At 38.4% G+C, this 20702-nt stretch carries 15 protein-coding genes and 1 tRNA gene; 7 read left to right on the forward strand and 9 right to left on the reverse strand.

Annotated elements, in window-relative coordinates:
- The 4 genes from C7972_RS23790 to C7972_RS11255 form a co-directional block, all read left to right on the forward strand.
- A partial coding sequence (locus C7972_RS23790; protein WP_181422859.1) for a T9SS type B sorting domain-containing protein occupies positions 1 to 3145 on the forward strand: 3145 nt, incomplete at its 5' end.
- A 20-nt stretch (positions 3146 to 3165) separates the two neighbouring features.
- Positions 3166 to 4116, forward strand: coding sequence for a type IX secretion system membrane protein PorP/SprF (locus tag C7972_RS11245; RefSeq protein ID WP_110356267.1), 951 nt, complete (start codon positions 3166 to 3168; stop codon positions 4114 to 4116).
- 98 nt (positions 4117 to 4214) lie between these two features.
- Positions 4215 to 4571, forward strand: a complete 357-nt coding sequence (folB, locus tag C7972_RS11250; RefSeq protein WP_110356312.1) for a dihydroneopterin aldolase — start codon at positions 4215 to 4217, stop codon at positions 4569 to 4571.
- A gap of 51 nt (positions 4572 to 4622) precedes the next feature.
- Positions 4623 to 4696, forward strand: a tRNA-Cys gene (locus C7972_RS11255).
- Between the two features lie 1345 nt (positions 4697 to 6041).
- Here C7972_RS11255 and C7972_RS11260 read toward each other — a convergent pair.
- The 3 genes from C7972_RS11260 to rnr all read right to left on the reverse strand — a co-directional run bounded on the left by C7972_RS11260 (position 6042) and on the right by rnr (position 9736).
- Complete coding sequence (locus tag C7972_RS11260) at positions 6042 to 6704, reverse strand: LysE family translocator (RefSeq protein WP_110356268.1); 663 nt, start codon at positions 6702 to 6704, stop codon at positions 6042 to 6044.
- A 13-nt stretch (positions 6705 to 6717) separates the two neighbouring features.
- On the reverse strand, positions 6718 to 7401 hold the full coding sequence (locus C7972_RS11265) for a head GIN domain-containing protein (protein ID WP_110356313.1): 684 nt from the start codon (positions 7399 to 7401) through the stop codon (positions 6718 to 6720).
- Between the two features lie 145 nt (positions 7402 to 7546).
- Positions 7547 to 9736, reverse strand: coding sequence for a ribonuclease R (gene rnr, locus C7972_RS11270; RefSeq protein WP_110356269.1), 2190 nt, complete (start codon positions 9734 to 9736; stop codon positions 7547 to 7549).
- 655 nt (positions 9737 to 10391) lie between these two features.
- Here rnr and C7972_RS11275 point away from each other — a divergent pair.
- Together C7972_RS11275 and C7972_RS11280 are read left to right on the forward strand one after the other, a co-directional pair.
- Entirely contained in the window at positions 10392 to 10823 is a 432-nt protein-coding gene (locus C7972_RS11275; RefSeq protein ID WP_110356270.1) for an RpiB/LacA/LacB family sugar-phosphate isomerase, read from the forward strand.
- A gap of 153 nt (positions 10824 to 10976) precedes the next feature.
- The gene (locus C7972_RS11280) at positions 10977 to 11417 is read left to right on the forward strand and encodes a GNAT family N-acetyltransferase (RefSeq protein WP_110356271.1); all 441 of its coding nucleotides are present in this window, start codon (positions 10977 to 10979) and stop codon (positions 11415 to 11417) included.
- A 99-nt stretch (positions 11418 to 11516) separates the two neighbouring features.
- On the opposite strand, the gene C7972_RS11285 is transcribed toward C7972_RS11280, so the two are convergent.
- Positions 11517 to 11891: a hypothetical protein gene (locus tag C7972_RS11285; protein ID WP_110356272.1), complete on the reverse strand. Its 375-nt coding sequence runs from the start codon at positions 11889 to 11891 to the stop codon at positions 11517 to 11519.
- 500 nt (positions 11892 to 12391) lie between these two features.
- Between C7972_RS11285 and C7972_RS11290 the strand changes: the two genes are divergently transcribed.
- Positions 12392 to 13594, forward strand: coding sequence for an SH3 domain-containing C40 family peptidase (locus C7972_RS11290; RefSeq protein WP_110356314.1), 1203 nt, complete (start codon positions 12392 to 12394; stop codon positions 13592 to 13594).
- Between the two features lie 7 nt (positions 13595 to 13601).
- Here the strand turns inward: C7972_RS11290 and C7972_RS11295 are convergent, their stop codons facing one another.
- From C7972_RS11295 to C7972_RS11315, 5 genes are all read right to left on the reverse strand, one after another.
- Positions 13602 to 14633 (reverse strand): SMP-30/gluconolactonase/LRE family protein, encoded by a 1032-nt coding sequence (locus C7972_RS11295; protein ID WP_110356273.1) that lies wholly within the window; start codon positions 14631 to 14633, stop codon positions 13602 to 13604.
- 1 nt (position 14634) lies between these two features.
- A complete protein-coding gene (locus C7972_RS11300) occupies positions 14635 to 15957 on the reverse strand; it encodes a GntP family permease (RefSeq protein WP_110356274.1) in 1323 nt (440 codons plus the stop codon).
- Positions 15958 to 15997: 40 nt separating this feature from the next.
- On the reverse strand, positions 15998 to 17158 hold the full coding sequence (dgoD, locus tag C7972_RS11305; RefSeq protein WP_110356275.1) for a galactonate dehydratase: 1161 nt from the start codon (positions 17156 to 17158) through the stop codon (positions 15998 to 16000).
- A 184-nt stretch (positions 17159 to 17342) separates the two neighbouring features.
- The gene (locus C7972_RS11310) at positions 17343 to 18404 is read right to left on the reverse strand and encodes a Gfo/Idh/MocA family protein (RefSeq protein WP_110356276.1); all 1062 of its coding nucleotides are present in this window, start codon (positions 18402 to 18404) and stop codon (positions 17343 to 17345) included.
- Positions 18405 to 18433: 29 nt separating this feature from the next.
- Complete coding sequence (locus C7972_RS11315; protein ID WP_110356277.1) at positions 18434 to 20557, reverse strand: PQQ-binding-like beta-propeller repeat protein; 2124 nt, start codon at positions 20555 to 20557, stop codon at positions 18434 to 18436.
- Positions 20558 to 20702 lie beyond the last annotated feature (145 nt).

Consider the following 20702-nt stretch of genomic DNA (forward strand, 5'->3'; position numbering starts at 1 on the left):
AAGCCTTTTCACTGGCCTGACCGCAGGTACATACGACATTACCGTTACCTCGGATAGGGGTTGCTTTACCTTGCAGACCGTAACCATTGATGAACCTACTCCAGTGGACGTAACCGCTACTGCTACCACTTTTGCCTGTAATGCCAATAATCAGGCATCCCAGGCTGTGATAACCGCTGTAGGAACAGGAGGTACAGCTCCATATACCTATAGTATAAACGGGGTGAACTTCTTTACTTCAAATACATTTAATATAACCGATAACGGGTCTGATAGAACTATTACGGTTACTATTAAGGACGATAACGGATGTACAGATGTAACCACAGTGAACATTAGTGCCTTGAACAAGTTTACGGCTACCCTGACCCAGGATGCTGCAATATCATGCGCAGGACCGGAGGAAGTAACCATAACCGTAAATGACAATGGAAATGGGGCCAATGTTTATAGCTATCAGTTATTACCCGTTGGTAATACCAATGCTACCCAAACAGGAACTCCAACCTATAACAGTGCCACCTTTAATTTGACCGCTGTGGGAAGTTATACCTTTAGGGTTACCGATACCACTACCGGATGTTATGTAGATACCGCCACATACACAATAGCTCCTTACGATCTAATCAAGGTGAGTGCTACAGCAATTACTCCTGTAACCTGTTTTGGAGATAATAATGGTTCCCTGCAGATAAATGTAAGCGGCTATTCAGGTCCTTATGATTATACGGTATATACCAGTACAGGTATTGCTACCGCCATTACGGGATCGGCCAACACCTCGGCGAACCCATTGATAATTAACGGACTAACAGGGGGGAATTATTATGTAAGGGTAACAGAGACCAATGTTCCTATGTGTCATGAAAATTCCAATACTGTAAAAATTATTTCTCCAGATAGGGCACTGACTGCCGTTGTTGATCAAATAGCCAACGTTACCTGTTCCAATGATAAAGGTGAAATAATAGTAGACCCAAGCGGAGGTTATGGTCCGTATGATATTGTACTTACCAATACCACAACCTCACAGGTATACAATGCCACTGCTGTTAATGTGAAGGTATTCAACGACCTTTCTGCCGGGAATTACACCGTACAGATTACCGATGCCAATGGTTGTATCCTAAATGATTTTGAAACCTTGGTACAACCGGCACCTATTACGGCAGATATCACACCACTATCCACAACTTTGGATTGTTACGGAGATAGTGATGGAACATTGACTGCTATAAATATAGCCGGGGGTGAAGGTATATACCAGTACCAATTAAATGTTTATGATGCCACAGGCACTAACATTGAATATACCTCTGGAGGACAATTTAGTCCAATATTCAACAACCTGAAATCCGGTATCTATACCATTACCGTATCCGATAGTTGGGGATGTGATATTGAAACCGTACAGGCCACTATAATAGATCCTACCGAAGTTTATGCCTCTTTAATAAGAACAAGTCCATTAACTTGCTTAAACGACGCAGAATTGTTGTTAACGGCCTATGGAGGAACAGGTCCTTATGAATATAGCTTGGACGGAAATAACTATTTCCCAATGAGCGGCGGAAATACCCATACCTTCACCGTAGCAGCAGGTAGCTACCGTTATTTTGTAAGGGACTCCTTTGGATGTAAATCCATACTTTCAAATGAAATCAAAGAAGATCCTATACTGCCTTTAACCGTTACTATGGATACCTCCGCAGCAGTTATTAACTGTAGCGGTGACAACACCGCTATATTGATTGCAAAGGCAGATGGTGGATTGGGTAATTATCGTTATGAACTGTTCACGGATGCTGCTTTGACCAATAGTATTGCAGGACCACAAACAAGCCGTCAATTTAGTAACCTTACGGTAGGCAGTTATTGGGTTAGGGTTACTAGTGATGACTGTGTTGTGGTATCCAACGAAAATAGAATAACGGAACCGACACCGCTGGTGGTGGACGATTCCTTTATGGATGTCACCTGTAACGGGGCCAATGACGGTAGTATAACCGTTTCCTTAAGTGGTGGTTCTGGTGGATATCAATATGCCATTTCACCCAACTTGGACAAATTTGATACGGTAAATACATTTACCGATCTGGCTCCAGGAAACTATACCGTTATTGCCCAGGATATAAATGGATGTTTTGAGCAATTGAGATATACGATAACAGAACCTGCCATTATAACTGCAGTGCCTACTACCACACCCGAAATATGTATAGGTAGTGAGGATGGAACTATTTCCTTAAGTATTTCCGGAGGAACCGCACCCTATAGTACTAGTATAAACTCTACTACAGATAGCGATTTTGTCATGGACAGAACCATGTTTACCAATTTGGCTGCCGGAACTTATGCCATCTTCGTTAAGGATGCACAGGGATGTATGATCAACATGGCTGTAACCATTGATCCCGGAGTAAACTTAAATGCTACCGCTACACCAATATATGAATGTACGGGTAACACCCCCAACAATTTCATTGATCTGGTACTTGAAGATCCAACGGTTGCCCCGGATGTAATGTATGCATTGGACTCCACCGATCCCAATGACATGGTCTTGGAACCCAATTTTACCAATATTGCACCTGGAAACCATTATATTTCAATAGCACATGCCAATGGTTGTGTACTGACCATAGATTTTGAAATAGAGAACTTTGAACCCTTGGTTCTTACCCTGGAACCCGGGAACATAAACGAAATTACAGCTGTTGCCACTGGTGGACAACAGGAGTACACCTTCTATTTTAATGATAAGGACAATGGTACGGATAATACCCATTACATAACCGAAACAAAAACCCACATCGTAAGGGTAGTGGACCAGAATGGCTGTGAGGCCATCGCAGAAATCTTTATGGAATTCATTGATATTGAAATCCCAAATTTCTTCACCCCTGATGGTGATGGACAAAATGATTTCTGGAGCCCTAAAAATCAAGAAGGCTTCCCAAAAATACTAACCATAATATTTGACCGTTATGGTAGGGAGGTTTACAGAATGGGTCTCAATGACCAAGGATGGGATGGACTATACCATAATACCGAACTTCCAACCGGAGATTACTGGTATGTCATAAAACTCAAAGGAGAAGAGGATGATAGGGAATTTGTTGGACATTTTACATTATATCGATAAAAAACTTAACCATAAATACAATGCGCAGTAAACTATTAACTTTTGTGTTGTTTTTAAGTACCTTGATCACTAGTGCCCAAGAACTTAATTCACCCCAGCTTTCACAATATTTGGCAGACAATCCTTTTGTATTATCCCCAACATATGCGGGTATTGGTGATCATGTAAAAATTAGGTTGAACGGACTTGCCCAATGGGTTGGAATTAAGGATGCACCTAGAACCCAATCCTTGGCTGCCGATATGAGGTTAGGGGAAAAATCGGGAATAGGATTGTTTTTATACAACGATTCCAACGGATACACAAAACAACAAGGTGCACGAATATCCTTTGCCCACCATTTAACTTTAGATCGCTATGAGGACGAATTTTTATCATTTGGTATCTCCTATAATTTCAATCAATTTAGACTGGACGTAGAAGAATTTATAGATGCCGGTTTTGATCCAGGTGTAACCGATGATAGATCAACCTCCAACCATAACTTCGACGTAGGTCTTTTATACAGAAAAAATTCCTTTTATTTCAGTGTAAATGCCTCCAACGTCATCAATAAGGATGTTTATATTTTCGATCCCATCTTTGAACCCAACAAACTTAGAAACTTCTATGCCTATACTGGATACCGATATAAGAAATCCAGAAATAGCAATATGGAAATAGAACCCTCCCTTTTGTACAAAATATTTGAAAGTGACGGTAGATCGGAAGCCGATTTAAATCTAAAATTTAGATGGTATGATTTTGAGGATTACTATTATGCTGGTGTTACCTACCGTTTTTTAAACGATCAAATAGGACGGCCATTATACATTGCTCCTTTGGCCGGTCTTAAAAAAAGTAATTTCTATTTCGGATATTCCTATCAGATCATTCTTAATGAAATATTGGGCTATAGTACCGGTACCCACGTAGTAACCATTGGGGTAGACCTATTTCAGGGTATCAGTAATTGTAGATGTACCTATTAACCAAATGTCTTAGTATAGGCGACTTGAACGCTAAATTATTTGTAAAATCCATTCTTTTAAACTTGGATTGATTTAATTTTGTACAAATTATTGATGTGTTGGGAAAAATAAGGGTACGCAATATTAAAATTTATGCCAATCATGGTTGTCTTAAGGAAGAGACTCTTATTGGAAGCGATTACCTAGTAAATGTGGAAGTGGATGCCGATTTAAAAAAAGCATCACAAACCGATGAATTATCGGAAACGGTTGACTACGTACATATAAATTCTATAGTAAAGGAAGAAATGTCTATTCCTTCCAAACTATTGGAACATGTGGCACAGCGAATTCTAAATAGAATATTTGTAGAAATTTCCATCGCTAAAAAAGTGAAAGTTGCTGTCTCAAAAATAAATCCACCTATTGGTGGTGATGTCCAAGAAGTGACCATAATACTTAAATCCAAAAGATAAAACTTTTAGTTTTTGTAAGATAAAAAAAGTATTACCTTTGCACAGCAAATAGGCATTGTGGCCGAGTGGCTAGGCAGAGCTCTGCAAAAGCTTGTACAGCGGTTCGAATCCGCTCGATGCCTCCAAAACCTTCATCTTAACAGATGAAGGTTTTTTCTTTTACCAATACGCAAATTGATGTTAATAGCTCCCGCTAACTTATAACGTTACAACGAACAGAATTTGGATCATGACCAATTTTTGTGTTTATGAAAAAAAGGGATTAATTTGATCAGTCGTGTTTTTTTTGATAAATAGTTTTTATTAATAGGAGCAATTTAGTAAAACCAATGTTTAAATTATTCTTTCATTTTACTCAAGTGGTTTTTATTGTTTTTTATCGGATTTCGTGAATCTTCGATTTCTTTGCTTGTCCAATGAAACCGACGCAGGAGGTTCATGAATACCTTATTACAAAATAAGCAAGCAATGAATAAAACGAAACCGCAGGTTCACGAATACATAATTAGGAAAATAACCAGCCATGAGCTAAACAAACCTGCCTTCCGGCAGGCAGGAGAAAAGACCTTTCTTCGCTAGGTGGTCTCTAAAATCTCTGGATTTTAAGGACCGATGCCATGGCCTAAATTATTTCCAAGGCTTCAATAATTCTTAACGGCCATGCCATCTCCACGACGGAAGAAGAACGACCAAACCATAGACCTTGAGGGCAATGTCAAAGGTTTTTAATAACGGAAAATGACTTATCCCCACATCAAGGTTGACGCAACGTAAGGACCGGCCTATTTTCAATTTACTTAAGTGGTTATTATTGTTTTTTATAGGTTTTCGTGAATCTTCGATTTCGTATTAAATCAAGTGGTTTCCACATTGGGTTCAGGTAGCCGTCCAAAGAGCATTTCACCATAGTGAAAGCGGCCTGGACGGCGCGGCTGTGGAAATTGCGTAGATTTAAAGAAATTTAAAATTAGCTTGGCCATGGCTACAGCTGGCTCCTCCTAACCAAGGTACACCGTACCTTGGTTATTCGGCCCTGGTCGTTTTTTATTCATCGGCTGGTCTATTGATTTTTAATGGTATTCATGAATGCTACGCATTTGGGCGATGCAAAAAATGAACAGGACACAAACTTGAGATAGTAAACTATATCTTTTTTAATTCACACACAACTTTTAGGATTGATCCTTTTATACCCCAAAACGGGATTATATACCCAAGCTTTCCTTGCAATTTAAGGTAGTATTATCATCTTAAGGATGTCAGTATAAAAATTTGTGGTGAAAGAGACTAAACAGAGTATCAATACTTTGGGTAAGTTAAACCATACCAAGAAATAATAAGCTCACCAATAATTGTCCATATATAATTTTCATAACCATTATTAATGCATTATTTGATCATATACGAATAGGACGGGTTATTGAGAAACATTTATATTACAAGCCCTGGTTCCTCAATACTTTTGTTTAACTACTTTATAAGTTCTATTCCTTTTTCAATATTCAATTGATCTTTAGGGAGAAAACCTTTTATAATCAGAACAATGCCACAAATAACCAGGACAATGCCAATTCCTTTTTTTACTAGAAGAATTCTTCTTTTGGTCAACTTTCTGCGCAATTGTTTGGCCAATAAAATTTTAAAGATATCCGTAACAAAATAGGCCCCTATCATAGCGGAAAAGAAAATTATTATTCTATTGGGATCATTATCCAAGCTAGGCCCAACTACAATTATAATACCCAACCAAAATACCAAAACACCAATATTTATAAAATTTAGCAAGAATCCCTTGATGCACAAACTAAAATAATCTCCCTTGGTAATCCTTATTTCATTTTCCTGTTTAACAGACTCTTTCTTAAATACATTGCTAAGCCCATAAACCAATAGAATGGTCCCTCCAAAAACATAAAGTCCAGGATGATTACTAAGATTTTCCAACAATTGAAAACTACTAAAATAGGCTAAGGAAATAAAAACAACATCGGCAACAATTACACCCACATCAAAACAAAGTGCAGCTCTAAACCCTTTAAGGGCACTAGTTTCAAGAAGTACGAAAAAAACAGGCCCTATCATAAAGCTCAATAATAAGCCCAATGGAATCGCTGCCTGAATATCTTCGATCATAAAACTTTATAACTTACATTCTGGTAATCTTTCCTCCAAAAACCGTTTTCTCTTCCATTTTTGCTGGATTTCCATACACCATAACTTCACCACCGGCCTTTACGGCAGCCTTTACATAATCACTTGCAAATACTTCCGCCCTTGAACCGGCATTTACATTAATAGTACTAAATTTAGTTTTGAAATCCTTACCCTTATAAACACCTCCTGTATTTATTTGAACATCTTGAATGTTGGAAGATCCCGAAGCAGAAATAATACCTCCAGTTACACTTTTTATAAGCATTTGATCTACTTGGGCACTGATAATCAACTCTCCACCTTCCTGAGCCTTCAATTCCAATATGTCTTGCTTAATGGGCTCCTTGGACGAAATCCTGGCGTCTTCGTTCGTATCAATAACAACAAGTTTTTCAGTATAATGGATATCTACAAAGGTTCTATAGCCACTAAATAGTTTAGTTACTTCCATTCTAATCTTAAGAACACCGTCATTGTTTACAATAGCAACATTGTTAGTATTGGCACCAGTTATTACGGCCTTGTTAACATCGGATTTTATAAGGTTCACGGACAATCCATCAAAAGCCTTGACTTCTTTGAACGGCTGTAAATTTTGAGTTACCTTTTCGTTTTGCGACCTTAGTGATTGGGTAGCAACCAATAACAAAAGTACTACTATTAATTTCTGATCCATTATCTTAGAGCTATAGTTTTTTGACCAATTATTATTAACCAAAAAACATTTTTCCGGACTAATTCCGTATAACATATTTATGAAATGGCAACGTTTTATTAACTAATCCAGTTCAGTTAAACAAATTCCGTTCCAAAACAAAAATTTAGACATTTTTTCCAATCAAGGAAAAATCCAAATGGCGCTTTATTAAATCTGTACTTTTAACCATTACAATAACTTCATCTCCCAATTGATAGGTTTTCTTGGTTTTTTCACCAACTATGGCATACTCCTTTTCATCAAAGGTATAATAATCATCCTTTATATCACTAATCCTTACCATTCCTTCGCACTTATTCTCAATGATCTCAACATAAAGTCCCCATTCCGTAACCCCTGAAATTACACCTGCAAATTCTTGATCCTGATGATCTTCCATAAATTTTATCTGCATATATTTTATGGAATCGCGTTCAGCATTTGACGCCAAACTTTCCATATCGGAAGAATGCTTACATTTTATTTCATAGGGTTCCGCCTTCGGGGTCTCCCCCCCATCCAAATAATGCTGTAATAACCGGTGTACCATTACATCCGGATATCTTCTAATAGGCGAGGTAAAATGCGTATAGTAATCAAAGGCTAAACCATAATGGCCAATATTCTCTACCGTATAAATTGCCTTGCTCATACTTCGTATGGCCAAAGTATCCACTAAGTTTTGTTCCTTCTTCCCTTTTACATCTTCCAATAGTTGGTTCAAGGAATTACTAATGGACTTCTTATCCTTAAAATCAAGCTTATGCCCAAAACGCGATATTATACCATTTAAAGCCATTAATTTATCCTCGTTGGGTTCATCATGTACCCTATAAACAAAGGTTTTAACCGGCTTTTGCTTTCCAATAAACTGTGCTACCCTTCTATTGGCCAATAACATAAACTCTTCTATAAGTTTATTGGCATCCTTAGACTCCTTAAAATAAACCCCTTGAGGCTCCATTTTTTCATTGAGATTAAAACGTACTTCAATTTTATCGAAAGAAATTGCGCCTTGTTCCATACGTTTATCCCTCATTATCTTGGCCAGTCGATCCATGGTCAAGGTGGCTTCCACCACCTCATCACTAACGTTATAAGCATCTTCCCTTATGGATATTTCCGAAGGAATTGATCCCTGCCCACTCTCTATAATATGTTGTGCCTCTTCATATGCAAATCGTTCATCGGAATTAATTACGGTTCTACCGAACCATTCATTCTTTATAACGGTGTTTTCATCCAATTCAAAAATGGCCGAAAACGTATATTTTTCTTCATTTGGACGGAGGGAACAGGCATTATTGGATAATACTTCTGGTAACATAGGTACAACCCTGTCTACCAAATACACTGAAGTTGCCCTGTTATAGGCTTCTTCATCCAAGATAGTATCAGGTTGTAAATAATGGGAAACATCTGCAATATGGATTCCAATTTCAAAATTGCCATTTTCCAATTTCTTAAAGGAAAGGGCATCATCAAAATCTTTGGCATCCTTGGGATCAATAGTAAAAGTTAAAGTTTCCCTAAGGTCCCTTCTTTTAGCTATTTCTTCCTCTTTTATACTGGTATCCAATGTATTGGCAAACATATCTACCTCCACAGGAAACTCATAAGGTAAACCATATTGTGCTAAAATGGAATGTATTTCAGTATTGTGTTCCCCTGGTTTACCCAATACTTGGGTAATGGTTCCAAAAGGAGAATCAGCATTATCCGGCCATTCATTTATTTCAACAATTACCTTATCGCCATCCACTGCCGTGGAAAATTTGTTCTTTGGAACAAAAATATCGGTATACATTCTATAATCCGTTGGCCGCACAAAGGCAAAATCCTTTTGCATATCAACAATCCCTACAAAGGAAGTCTTATCCCTGGAAACAATTTTTGTAATTTCCCCCTCTAATTTTTTTCCCTTTCTTCTAGGAAAAATATAGACCTCCACTACATCCCTATGAAAAGCCTTTTTTAATTTATTGAAAGGAACAAAAACATCATCATCCAGACCTTCAACCACAATATATGCATTGCCCCTTCCCGTTATATCAACGGTTCCGGTATGATAGGTCTTTGTGGAAGCCACAGCTTTGTATAAACCTCTGCCCTCCTCCAATATTCTTTTCTTTTCCTTTAATTCTACCAATCTTTTAATAAGGGTGTTCCTATCATTGGCTTCTACAACTCCTATTTTGGCTGCAATTTGTTTATAGTTAAACGATTTTTCCGGCTCTTTTTCAAGAACAGTAAAAATACCTCTTGTTATTTCGTTTTTTCTTTGATTTTTGTTTCTCTTGTTATTCTTTGACATTAACACTTTTATTTTTGGAAAATTACGAATTATAATCCATTGTCCTTAGATTACAATTTTAAGTTACTCTCTTCTTTTATAATTTTTGTTATCAACATTTATATTATATATATATTTTCTTTTTTCTAAAATTTAAAATAAAATGGTGATTATAATGGCTTGTTTATAGTGGATATAAAATTTTACCTTTAAACTTGCTTTAAACCATTAAATAAGTTTATTGACAATTTATAAAGTTAATAAAGGTTACAAATCAAGCGTTTAAATGGGTTATTAATATTTGTTGACAACCCATATGAACATAAAATTATTGAAAAGTTAATGTTACCTGAGTGTTAATTACTTCTTTTAAATATTTAATATCTTTCTATAAGAATCTAAGAAGTAAATTATTCATTTACGATAACATTTTGTAAAGCAAAATTAAGGTGGATAATAAAAATTTAATATTTACTTTTTATAAGTAGTTTGTTAACAATGACTCATTGTTAGTAAACGACTAAATAACAAGGTTTTTCAGTTTTATTAAAATTTATGTTGTTAATAACCTGGTTTCTGTGGTGAAACCATTGGTATTTGTACATTTGTGTGAATATAAGTACTTATTATCCGCAATTTTTATTTTACTTTATTCATTAATAACCATCCTTATACAATGAAAATAGCTATAGGTAATGATCATGCAGGTACAGAATATAAACTTGCCATTATTGGATTATTGAAATCAATGGGTATAGAAGTAATAAACCATGGTACCGATGGATCCGGTAGTGTTGATTATGCAGATTTTGTGCATCCGGTAGCCAATGAAGTGGAGGCGGGTAATGCAGATTTGGGAATTATTATTTGTGGGAGTGGTAATGGGGCCTCTATGACGGCTAATAAACATCAAAAAATTAGGGCAGCCTTATGTTGGACAAATGAAATAGTACAATTGGCCAAGGAACACAATGATGCCAATATATTAAGTCTACCTGCCAGATTTATTTCTTTGCCACAGGCCTTGGAAATGGTGAAAACATTTCTAAATACATCCTTTGAAGGAGGTCGGCACGAAAGAAGGATAGAGAAAATACCCTGTAAGTAAAATATTTATTCATAATCAGTATTTATCCGGAGCAATATATAATTTACTTTTTTCGCTTGGTTTTATTTTATTTTTTAATCCTGATATATCCGTGGTAAATAACTATCCCTTTTAAAATAAAATACTACTAATATAATAGGCCGTATATAGAGTATGAAAATTGAAATAAAAAGATTCCAAGATCTTGATGTATCGGACTTATATAGTGTGTTGCAATTGCGTAGCGAAGTGTTTGTAGTGGAACAAGATTGTGTATACCAGGACATGGATGGTAGAGATCAGCTTGCCCTTCATATAATAGGAAATGTAGACGGAAAAATTGTGGCCTATACCAGAGTATTTAAACCCGGGGATTATTTCAAGGAAGCAAGTATCGGTAGGGTAGTGGTACGGAAATCAGAACGTCAGTATGGATATGGCTTTGAAATAATGCAGGCTTCCATAGAAGCAATTCATAAAAATTTTGGTGTTGGCACCATACACATTTCTGCCCAGAAATATTTAAAAAAGTTCTATACTAGCCTTGGTTTTAATATGGTTGGGGAGGAGTATTTAGAGGATGGTATACCCCACATAGGCATGGTCAAGGATTAAATTTATTGAAGGTCTACCCAATATTATTTTTATCAATTTGATACAAAAAAAAGAGCTGTAAAATACAGCTCCCGATCTATTCGATTTTACTGTTCCAATTTATATTTTAATAGGTGTTTTATCACTTAGATTGATATCCTCCAACATATTATCGGTAAATTTATAATGTCCTTTAGTAGTGATAATTTTAAAACGATTGGAATTCATTCGGCTTAGGGTATCCAAAAACAACCATTTGGATTTTAATAACAATGGCCTGTCGGATTTTAAACTAATCTCGAAATAGTATTTTTTACCATTTTTTAAAGCCACAATATCAGGGGTAATTTTGGTGTCGCTACCTTTTTTTAAATAGGACTTAGGACAGTCATAACCTTCAATATCCGCCTTGATTTTTTCAAAACCGTGCGCTTCCAAGTGGGAAATGGACTTCTTTATGAACTCCTCATTTGCTGATTTTTCAGTTTTTATCATAATCGTAATTTACGAAAAAAAATCGATTAAAAGCAAATAAATACGCTGATTAACAGATATTTAAATAGATTTTAACAAATTAATGTGCTTTGTGGAAATGATATAAAATGGAATGGAGAATTGTAATTGGTCGTGGTGGATTAAGTTGGATGGGAAAATTTAAAGTAGTTTTCGTTTTAGAAGGTGCTGGTGTGGAAAGCCTTTTATTAGTGAAACTCAATTTTGGGAAGTCAGTAAGACGTACTTAAAATTGCAAGTTGAACTAATCCCGCCTTTTTCGGCAGATAGGCCTGCCCTGAGGTGTAATACCTTTTATTAAATCATAAGGCCAAGTATATGTCCGGGACCCTCTTACAGAGTATTTCTTTGGGGGAGTGCAATACAAAAAAAGGAAATTATAAAATTAAATTTGGCAACTGCGCTACTGATGTATTCCTTAAATTTTTATAATTTTCCAAGTTTCAAATAAAATTTTGTATTAACAATCATAGATGTTTTATATGAATTGCCATCGAAAAGGAATAGTTTTTATATTTATTGCAACTGTCTTTCTATTCATTTCCTGCGAACAAAGGGTGGATAAGGATAAGCTTACCATCACTGCTGTGATGGACGATATAAAACAGGAATTTGCCCCGGACAAAAGGGTCGCCCTGTTTAACATAGAATACAGTAGGGAAGGAAATGAAACCATTCTTAAGGGAGAGTCCAACCTACCTGAGGCGGTTGCCAGCTTTAAGCAAAAACTGGCAGGGAAAAATATATATTATTTAGATAGCATTCAATTATTGCCATCCTCCAATTTAAATGGTTTTACCCAAGGTCTTATTACTATATCCGTGGCTAATTTACGTGGAAGGCCCGCCCATTCGGCGGAATTGGTTACACAGGCTACTTTGGGAACCCCTGTCAAGATTTTAAAGGTAGAAGATAGTTGGTATTTGATTCAGACTCCTGATAAGTATTTGTCCTGGGTAGATAGTGGGGGAATAATGCCATTATCAACGGAAAAATATACGGATTGGAAATCAACGCCAAAAGTTATATATACGAATACTATTGGCCATTCCTATACAGCGCCTAGTAAGGATACCCAAGTCATATCCGATATGGTTGCCGGAGGTGTATTGGAGCGTATAGGAGAGGAAAAGGATTTTTATTATGTGCTTTATCCGGATGGAAGAAAGGCTTATGTTCCCAAAACCGAGGCCATGGATTATGACCGTTGGCTGGCAGCATTGGATCCCAATCAGGAATCCTTGGTGAGTACTTCCAAAACCTTAATGGGCGTCCCTTATTTGTGGGGGGGCACCTCTACCAAAGGAGTGGATTGTAGTGGATTTACCAAAACCATTTATTTTTTAAACGGAATTGTTCTACCAAGGGATGCTTCCCAGCAAATACATACAGGAAAGGAGATAGATGCGGTTAGGGATTTTGGGAAGTTGGAGCCAGGAGATTTATTGTTTTTTGGAAAACCGGCAACAGATACCACCAAGGAACGTGTAATCCATGTTGGGATGTGGATAGGTAACAATGAATTTATCCATTCTGCAGGAAGGGTGCATATAAGTAGTATGGACAAAGAAGCTCCAAATTTTGATGCGTATAACTTCAATAGATATTTACGATCCAATCGCTATCTTAAGGAATCTAAGGACGGATTGATAGAACTGGCAAAAACCCCTGTTTTTAAGGACTAATGTGGACTTATTTTAGGTCCACGGCCATTAAAAAGTCATCTGCGGTCATATAGAGTCTTTTCTGATCTGTATCAAAAGCACAGTTGGCCGTAGCCTGTCCAGTATGTATTCTTGCCAAAACTTTCCCATTAGCATTAAAGATCCAAACACCACCGGGTCCAGTGGCAAATAAGATTCCACTATTGTTTATTTTTAATCCGTCGGGCAGCCCTTGTTGACCTTCTTTTCCAATTAGATGAGTTACCTCATAAAAAAGCTTTTTACCGCTTACTTTTCCAGGTTTTGGAAGGTTATATTGGTACCACGCGGCATGTTCCGGATCCGAATTGGCAACGTAAAGGACATTTCCATCCGGTGATATTCCAATTCCGTTGGGACGGGATATAGAGTCGAGCAATATTAATTCCCCGCTAGCCATAAGGCAATAAATCCCTTGAAAATCCAATTCTTTGGCTTCATCATCCATTCTTTTCGGAAGTCCATAGGCAGGATCGGTAAAATAGAGGTTGCCATTTTTGTCGAATATGCCATCATTAGGGCTGTTCAATTTCTTTCCCATATAGGAATCAACAAGGGTAGTAAAGTCAGATAAAGGAGAACTTAGCGGTCCATTCATTTTGGCTATTTGGCGATTCCCGTGTTGTAAAAGAACCAATTCACCCTCTTTACTAAGCAATAGACCATTGGAACCCGGTTCTTCACCAGTAAAATCGGTTCCTGAAAATCCTGAGGGATGCAAGTAGGTGATTGTATCGTTGTTTTTTGGATCCAACTTATAGATTTTGTTATTTGGGATATCTGAGAATAATAAATAATTGCCTTCTTTTATCCACAAAGGTCCCTCGGTCCAGGCAAAGCCACTGGCGAGAATTTCAATTTTAGATTTCGGATCAATAATTTGAAGAGCTTCATCATCCAGTATTTCAATGGAAAATTCAGAAGCATTAGTTGCTATGGGTATTGTATTTTTACCGGTCTCTTTACAGGAGGTCCCAAAAAGTAGAATGGCAGCTGTAATTGTATATATCAAGTTTTTCATTTTAGTGCATTATTTTAACAATTATAGTAATGACGGTCATAGCTGTGCCCCCAAGTACGAATGTGCCGGCCGATTGAATTTGATAACCTTGCTTAACGTTCATTCCTGTGAGCTGGGTAAGAACCCAAAAAAAACTGTCGTTTACATGTGAAACTACTGAGGCTCCTGCACCTATAGATAAAACGGTCATAGTAGCCATGAAGGGGTCGTTAAGGCCCAAAGCTGGCATTAACGGGGCTATGATGGATGCGGTGGTTACCAAGGCCACAGTTGAGGATCCCTGGGTGGTCTTAAGACAGGCTGCCAATAGAAAAGGCAGGAACAAACCTAATTCCATTCCCGTAAATTCTGAGGTGATGGTATCGGCAATGCCCGAGTTTTGCAACATTTTTCCAAAAATACCGCCAGCCCCGGTAATGAAAATAATAGGGGCGGCCTCCCTTAAGGATTCTCCAAACCAACCCGTGGAGGAGAAAATCTTTTCGTCTAACTTTTTCGGTAAAACAAGGGACAATAAGACCCCTACCAAAAGGGCAATTACAGGAGTTCCCAAAAATGATATAATTGTTTTAAATATAGATGGTTGAAAAGTGAATTCTGGATAATCCATGACCGACTTAAGGATAATGAGTACAATAGGGATTACAATGGCCAATAAAGACTTCCATAGGGCCGGTTGTTCCTGCTTGGTAGTCACAGGCTCGAGGACTATAGGAACATGGATTCGGGATGCGAATTTGGTTGCAAAGAAATAACAGGCTATTAATGAAATACTACTGATAATCAAGCCCCAAATCATAACACTTCCCAAATCTGCCCCCAAAATACCGGCAGCGGCAATAGGTCCAGGGGTAGGTGGCACCATGGTATGTGAAGCTGTTAATCCCAATGCCAGGGCTGCAGTGGTTCCAGCAAAGGAAACACCTGCCTTGGAGGAAAGCACCTTGTTTAATGGATTCATTATTAAAAGTGCACTATCGGCAAATACTGGAATTGAAAGTATATACCCTGTAAGGAGCATGGCCAGGTGGATGGATTTTGCACCTATTAGTTGTAAAATTTTGGTGGCGATGACAAAAGCGCCACCAGATTTTTCCAAAACCTTGCCTATGGTAACCCCAAATAAGATTATGAGCCCTATTTTACCCATAATATCCCCAAAACCATTATTTATGGAACTGATGATGGCCTCTATTTCCATACCCGTCATAAAGCCGTAGGCAATGGCAGAGAAAAGGAGCACAAAAAAGGGATGCACTTTAAATTTGATGATGCCTATGATCAATAAGGCAAGGGACAGTACTAAGGCGATAAGGTAAGTCATGGTTGTTTGGTTGGTTATTGGTGTTATTAAATAGTTTTACTTACCATTCGGTAAAGTTTCCATCGGGTCCGCGCCATATAGGGTTGGACCAATTGTGGCCAATTTTTTGAGCTTCCCTTAATTTTTCTTCGTTCATTTCAACTCCCAATCCAGGCTTTTCAAATAGATCAATATATCCATCTTTGATATCAAAAATTTCTGGATTCAGAACATAGTCCAATAAATCAAATCCTTGGTTATAATGGATTCCTATGCTGTTTTCCTGTATAAAGGCATTGGCGGAGACAAAGTCGACATGTAAGGCAGAAGCCAGGGAAATGGGTCCCAACGGACAGTGGGGGGCCAATGCTACATCATAGGCTTCGGCCAAAGTTGCTATTCTCCTAACCTCGGAAATACCCCCGGCGTGACTAAGGTCTGGTTGTATAATATCTACCACGCCTTCTTCCAGAATTTTTTTAAAATCCCAGCGCGAAAACATCCGCTCCCCAGTAGCAATAGGGATGCTGGTATAAGTATAGATATGTCTTAAGGCATCATTGTTTTCACTAAGTACCGGTTCTTCAATAAACATGGGTTCATAAGGGGCAAGCTCATCTATGAGCCTTTTTACCATGCCTTTATGTACCCGGCCATGAAAATCCAGACCTATGTCCAAATCGTTTCCAAATTCCTCTCTTAATAATCGTATGTTATTGGATACCTGTTTTACATCCTTTAAGGTTGAAATCCAGTCCATGCCGCCAGTAGCGTTCATTTTAACCGCTTGGAAACCTTCCTTTACCTTTTCGTGCGCCTGTTCCAATAATACCTCTGGATGGTCTCCACCGATCCAGCAGTACATTTTCATTTTATGGCGTACGGCCCCTCCCAATAAATCGTAGACAGGAACACCAAGAGATTTTCCCTTTATATCCCAAAGTGCCTGATCTATACCTGAAATGGCACTCATAAGTATGGGACCACCACGGTAAAACCCTCCACGATAGAGTATTTGCCATATGTCTTCAATATTTGAGGCCGACTTCCCAATGAGGTATTGCTGGAGTTCCATTACGCAGGCGGCAACCGTATCTGCTTTCCCTTCCACAACGGGTTCGCCCCATCCAATAACTCCTTCTTTGGTGGTCACTTTAACAAAAAGCCATCTTGGCGGGACTTTAAAAAGTTCAATCTTTTCAATAATAAGCTGTTCCTTCATAATGTATTTATAAATCCTACGGGCTCTTGTTGGGTATATTGGAAATCGTTTGTATTATTTATTGGTTGGTCTTTATGTAGATCAAAGCCTTTTCCCTGGCCTTGTATTCTATAATCCAATTCGGAATTAAATATAACTAATTGTTATGAATTTTTAGAATTTCTCATTTTTTTAAGATATTTAATTAAAGTATAACAGTTTTTCCAGTTCTTACCGATTCGTCGGCTGCCAATACGATTTTTAGGCTATTGATAGCATCCAATAAATGGGATGAAAGATCGTGGTCGTTAACAATGGCATTCAATAAATACTTCTGTTCCAATAAACAAAGTCCGTCATGATCCGGCTCTCCTTCGGTTTTTATAAAGATGTCTTTCTTTGCAAAATCACCATCTTTGTTTAATTCGCTGTAATGAAGCTGTAGACTTCCTGTTTTAGTATGCCCCTCTATATCCTGTGAACTATCTTTGGGTTTGTCCGAAATGGAAACAGCTCCTTTTGGGCCAATCACATCCTTGATAAAAACAGCCGTTTCGCTCATCATAGGCCCCCATCCGGCCTCGTACCATCCTACCGAACCATCTTTAAAACGCACCTGCAATTGACCATAGTTGTACATTTTAGCATCAATTTCATTGCTCAAATTAACGCCAATGGCACTAACACTAATGGGTTTGGATTGGGTCATTAAACACATAATATCTACATAGTGAACACCACAATCCACTATGGGCGACATGGAATTCATCAACTGTTTATGGGTATACCACATATTCCCAGAACTTTGTTGGTTTAAGTTCATTCGCATTACCAAGGGTTTCCCAAGGGTACGGGCAACCTCAACAAACTTGGTCCATGACGGATGTACCCTAAGTATATAGCCCACTACCATTTTCCTGTTTTTTGCGTTTGCCAAAGCCACTAATTCTTCTGCCTCCTCTACCGTGAGGGCCAGTGGTTTTTCAACAAAAACATGGGCACCTGCATTTAGACTTTTCCTAACATAGTCGGCATGGGTATCCGGATAGGTATTAATAGACACCACATCTGGTTTGGAGTCGGTCAAGGCTGTATCAAAACTGGCATAGGTTGGCAAGCCTCCCAATTCCTGGGATAACTTTTCCCTACTTTGAGGTTTGCGGCTTACCAGTCCCACAATTTCAAATTCAGGAAGATGGTGATAGGCCCTAGCATGGGAAATTCCCATATTTCCACACCCTACAACAAGGGTTTTTAATTTGTTCATATTTTTTGTTTATACAATTTAGTAATCGTTTATTCCAAAGCAAAAGCCATAATTTGGTTTCCTTTTTCGGTTCCTAATTTATCTCCACCACAGGCTATGGCAATATATTGCTTGCCATTTACTTCATACATGGCAGGGGTTGCAAATGCTGGTGCGGGGAGTTTGTATTCCCACAGTAACTTACCGTTCTTTTTATTGAAAGCTCTAAAATACCCATCTTTTGTGGCCCCTATAAACAATAATCCGTTTTTGGTGACAACGGGGCCTCCGTAATTCTCGCAGCCTGTCTGTGGAAAGCCCTTCTCTTTGAGAGTCATGGTTTCCCCAAATGGAACAGACCAAAGGTAATCACCACTATTTAGGTTAATGGCATGCAATGTGCCCCATGGCGGGGAAATGGCCGGTAGTCCATTGCTGTCCAAGAATTTTTTGTAGCCGGTATGCTTATAGGTGGTTTCTATAGGTTTAGTTTCGTTCTCGGCAATAGTTTGTTTAATCTCTTCTCCATACAGGAATTGAAGCAAAGCGTCCATTTCCGCTTTTTCAAGTTGGGGAAAACCTGTCATCATGCCCTTTCCTTTTTTTATGGTCCGGGCAACAGTTTCTTTGCCATGGGTCGATTTTAGGTTTACAAGGGATGGATAGCCACTTGCCACGAGACCTTTTCGGTCTTTTTGATGGCATACAACGCAATATTTGTTATAGGTACGTTTTCCCAATGGCAGGCTTGTATCCAAGCTGTCTTTTTTCATTTGAAGAAACCAGGCCATTTCATTGGAGTTTATGTAAATAATACCTTCATCTGGATCGGCTGCTGCACCACCCCATTCCGCAGCGCCGTCATATCCTGGTAAAAGGAGAACCGGATCCAAACTTGGAGGCGCATAAATTCTTTTATCCGCATCATTGAACTGGGCCAATAATTCCTCCCTGTTTTCGGCATAGGGACTAAGGTCTTTATCGGTTAAAAGATTGGATTGCCTGGCAAAAGGCCTTGGTTTTATTGGAAATGGTTGGGTTGCCCATGTTTTTTCACCCCTTAAATTGGATTTAGGTACTGGTAATTCCTCTATATCAAATAAAGGTTCTCCCGTGGCCCTGTTAAAAAGAAAGACATATCCCTGTTTGGTTACTTGTGCCACGGCAGGAATTTTCTCTCCTGCCCTTGTAATAGTTAAAAGGTTAGGGGGTGCTGGTGGATCCCTATCCCATAAGTCGTGATGCGTAAATTGATAATGCCAAAGGAGTTTTCCCGTTTGTGCATCCAAAGCCAATAAAGTATTGGCATATAGGTTACTACCCCTTCTTTGGCCACCATAAAAATCGGGAGCTGCAGACCCTGTTGGCACGTATAGGATTCCAGTTTCTTCATCCAAAGACATACCGGCCCAGTTGTTGGCAGCACCAACAGTTTCGCTTTTATAACTATCCGGATCTTCCCATGTTTCATTACCGGGCTCTCCTGGATAGGGTATGGTATGGAATGCCCATTCCAGCTTCCCCGTAATTACATTAAAAGCCATGATATCGCCTGGTGCCGCACCCTTACCTTCGGAAAGACGAATAGGCATTACAATTAAATCCGTGTAAATGGTTCCTGGAGTGTTGGAGACGACAAATTTATTTTTGGCGCTTGTTGGCAATCCAGAGTGGAGATCAATTTTTCCATTTTCACCGAAGGAGGAAATAGGTTTTCCTGTACTGGCATCTAAGGCAAAAAGATGGGCACCTTGGGTAAACAGAATACGTTTATCCTTGTCCCTTGACCAATATGCTACACCTCTACTGGTAGAATTCTCCAGATTTAGTGAATCGCCAAATCGCCAAATTTCCCTTCCTGTACGGGCGTCGAGTGCCACGGCCCTTAAGGCCGCCGTAACTCCGTATAAGATTGTGTCCACCACAATGGGGTTCATTTGCATTTGGCCGCTGTCAGGGGCAGAGTAGGACCAGGCTACCTTAAGCTGTGTTACATTGTCCAAGGTAATTTGTGATAGAGTGGAGTAATGGTTGCGATCGGGTCCGCCCAAATAAGAGTTCCAAGTGGTGTATTTATAGAAGTCTGTTTTGGGGGAATTATCACGGTTACAACCATATAAACAAATGGCCGCAATGGTTATTATTGATAAATGCTTTCTGGTTTTAAGCGACATTGGTGGTAGTTTTATCGCTTAAATTAATTAATTTTTAAAGAACTTTGGTGTTATTTTGCTGAGTACTAAAATCTTGTATTCCCGGACATGGATATGATCCTTCTATTCCTCAACAATTCAAGTTCAACAAAAGTTAAGTGGTTTG

Source organism: Arenibacter sp. ARW7G5Y1, from assembly GCF_003201775.1.
Taxonomy (GTDB): domain Bacteria; phylum Bacteroidota; class Bacteroidia; order Flavobacteriales; family Flavobacteriaceae; genus Arenibacter.

Excerpts from the sequence above, each read along its gene's own strand:
- C7972_RS11245 (WP_110356267.1), top strand. The coding sequence starts at position 3,166 with ATGCGCAGTAAACTATTAACTTTTGTGTTGTTTTTAAGTACCTTGATC.
- C7972_RS11260 (WP_110356268.1), bottom strand. The coding sequence starts at position 6,704 with ATGATCGAAGATATTCAGGCAGCGATTCCATTGGGCTTATTATTGAGC.
- C7972_RS11265 (WP_110356313.1), bottom strand. The coding sequence starts at position 7,401 with ATGGATCAGAAATTAATAGTAGTACTTTTGTTATTGGTTGCTACCCAA.
- rnr (WP_110356269.1), bottom strand. The coding sequence starts at position 9,736 with ATGTCAAAGAATAACAAGAGAAACAAAAATCAAAGAAAAAACGAAATA.
- C7972_RS11275 (WP_110356270.1), top strand. The coding sequence starts at position 10,392 with ATGAAAATAGCTATAGGTAATGATCATGCAGGTACAGAATATAAACTT.
- C7972_RS11280 (WP_110356271.1), top strand. The coding sequence starts at position 10,977 with ATGAAAATTGAAATAAAAAGATTCCAAGATCTTGATGTATCGGACTTA.
- C7972_RS11285 (WP_110356272.1), bottom strand. The coding sequence starts at position 11,891 with ATGATAAAAACTGAAAAATCAGCAAATGAGGAGTTCATAAAGAAGTCC.
- C7972_RS11290 (WP_110356314.1), top strand. The coding sequence starts at position 12,392 with ATGAATTGCCATCGAAAAGGAATAGTTTTTATATTTATTGCAACTGTC.
- C7972_RS11295 (WP_110356273.1), bottom strand. The coding sequence starts at position 14,633 with ATGAAAAACTTGATATATACAATTACAGCTGCCATTCTACTTTTTGGG.
- C7972_RS11300 (WP_110356274.1), bottom strand. The coding sequence starts at position 15,957 with ATGACTTACCTTATCGCCTTAGTACTGTCCCTTGCCTTATTGATCATA.
- dgoD (WP_110356275.1), bottom strand. The coding sequence starts at position 17,158 with ATGAAGGAACAGCTTATTATTGAAAAGATTGAACTTTTTAAAGTCCCG.
- C7972_RS11310 (WP_110356276.1), bottom strand. The coding sequence starts at position 18,404 with ATGAACAAATTAAAAACCCTTGTTGTAGGGTGTGGAAATATGGGAATT.
- C7972_RS11315 (WP_110356277.1), bottom strand. The coding sequence starts at position 20,557 with ATGTCGCTTAAAACCAGAAAGCATTTATCAATAATAACCATTGCGGCC.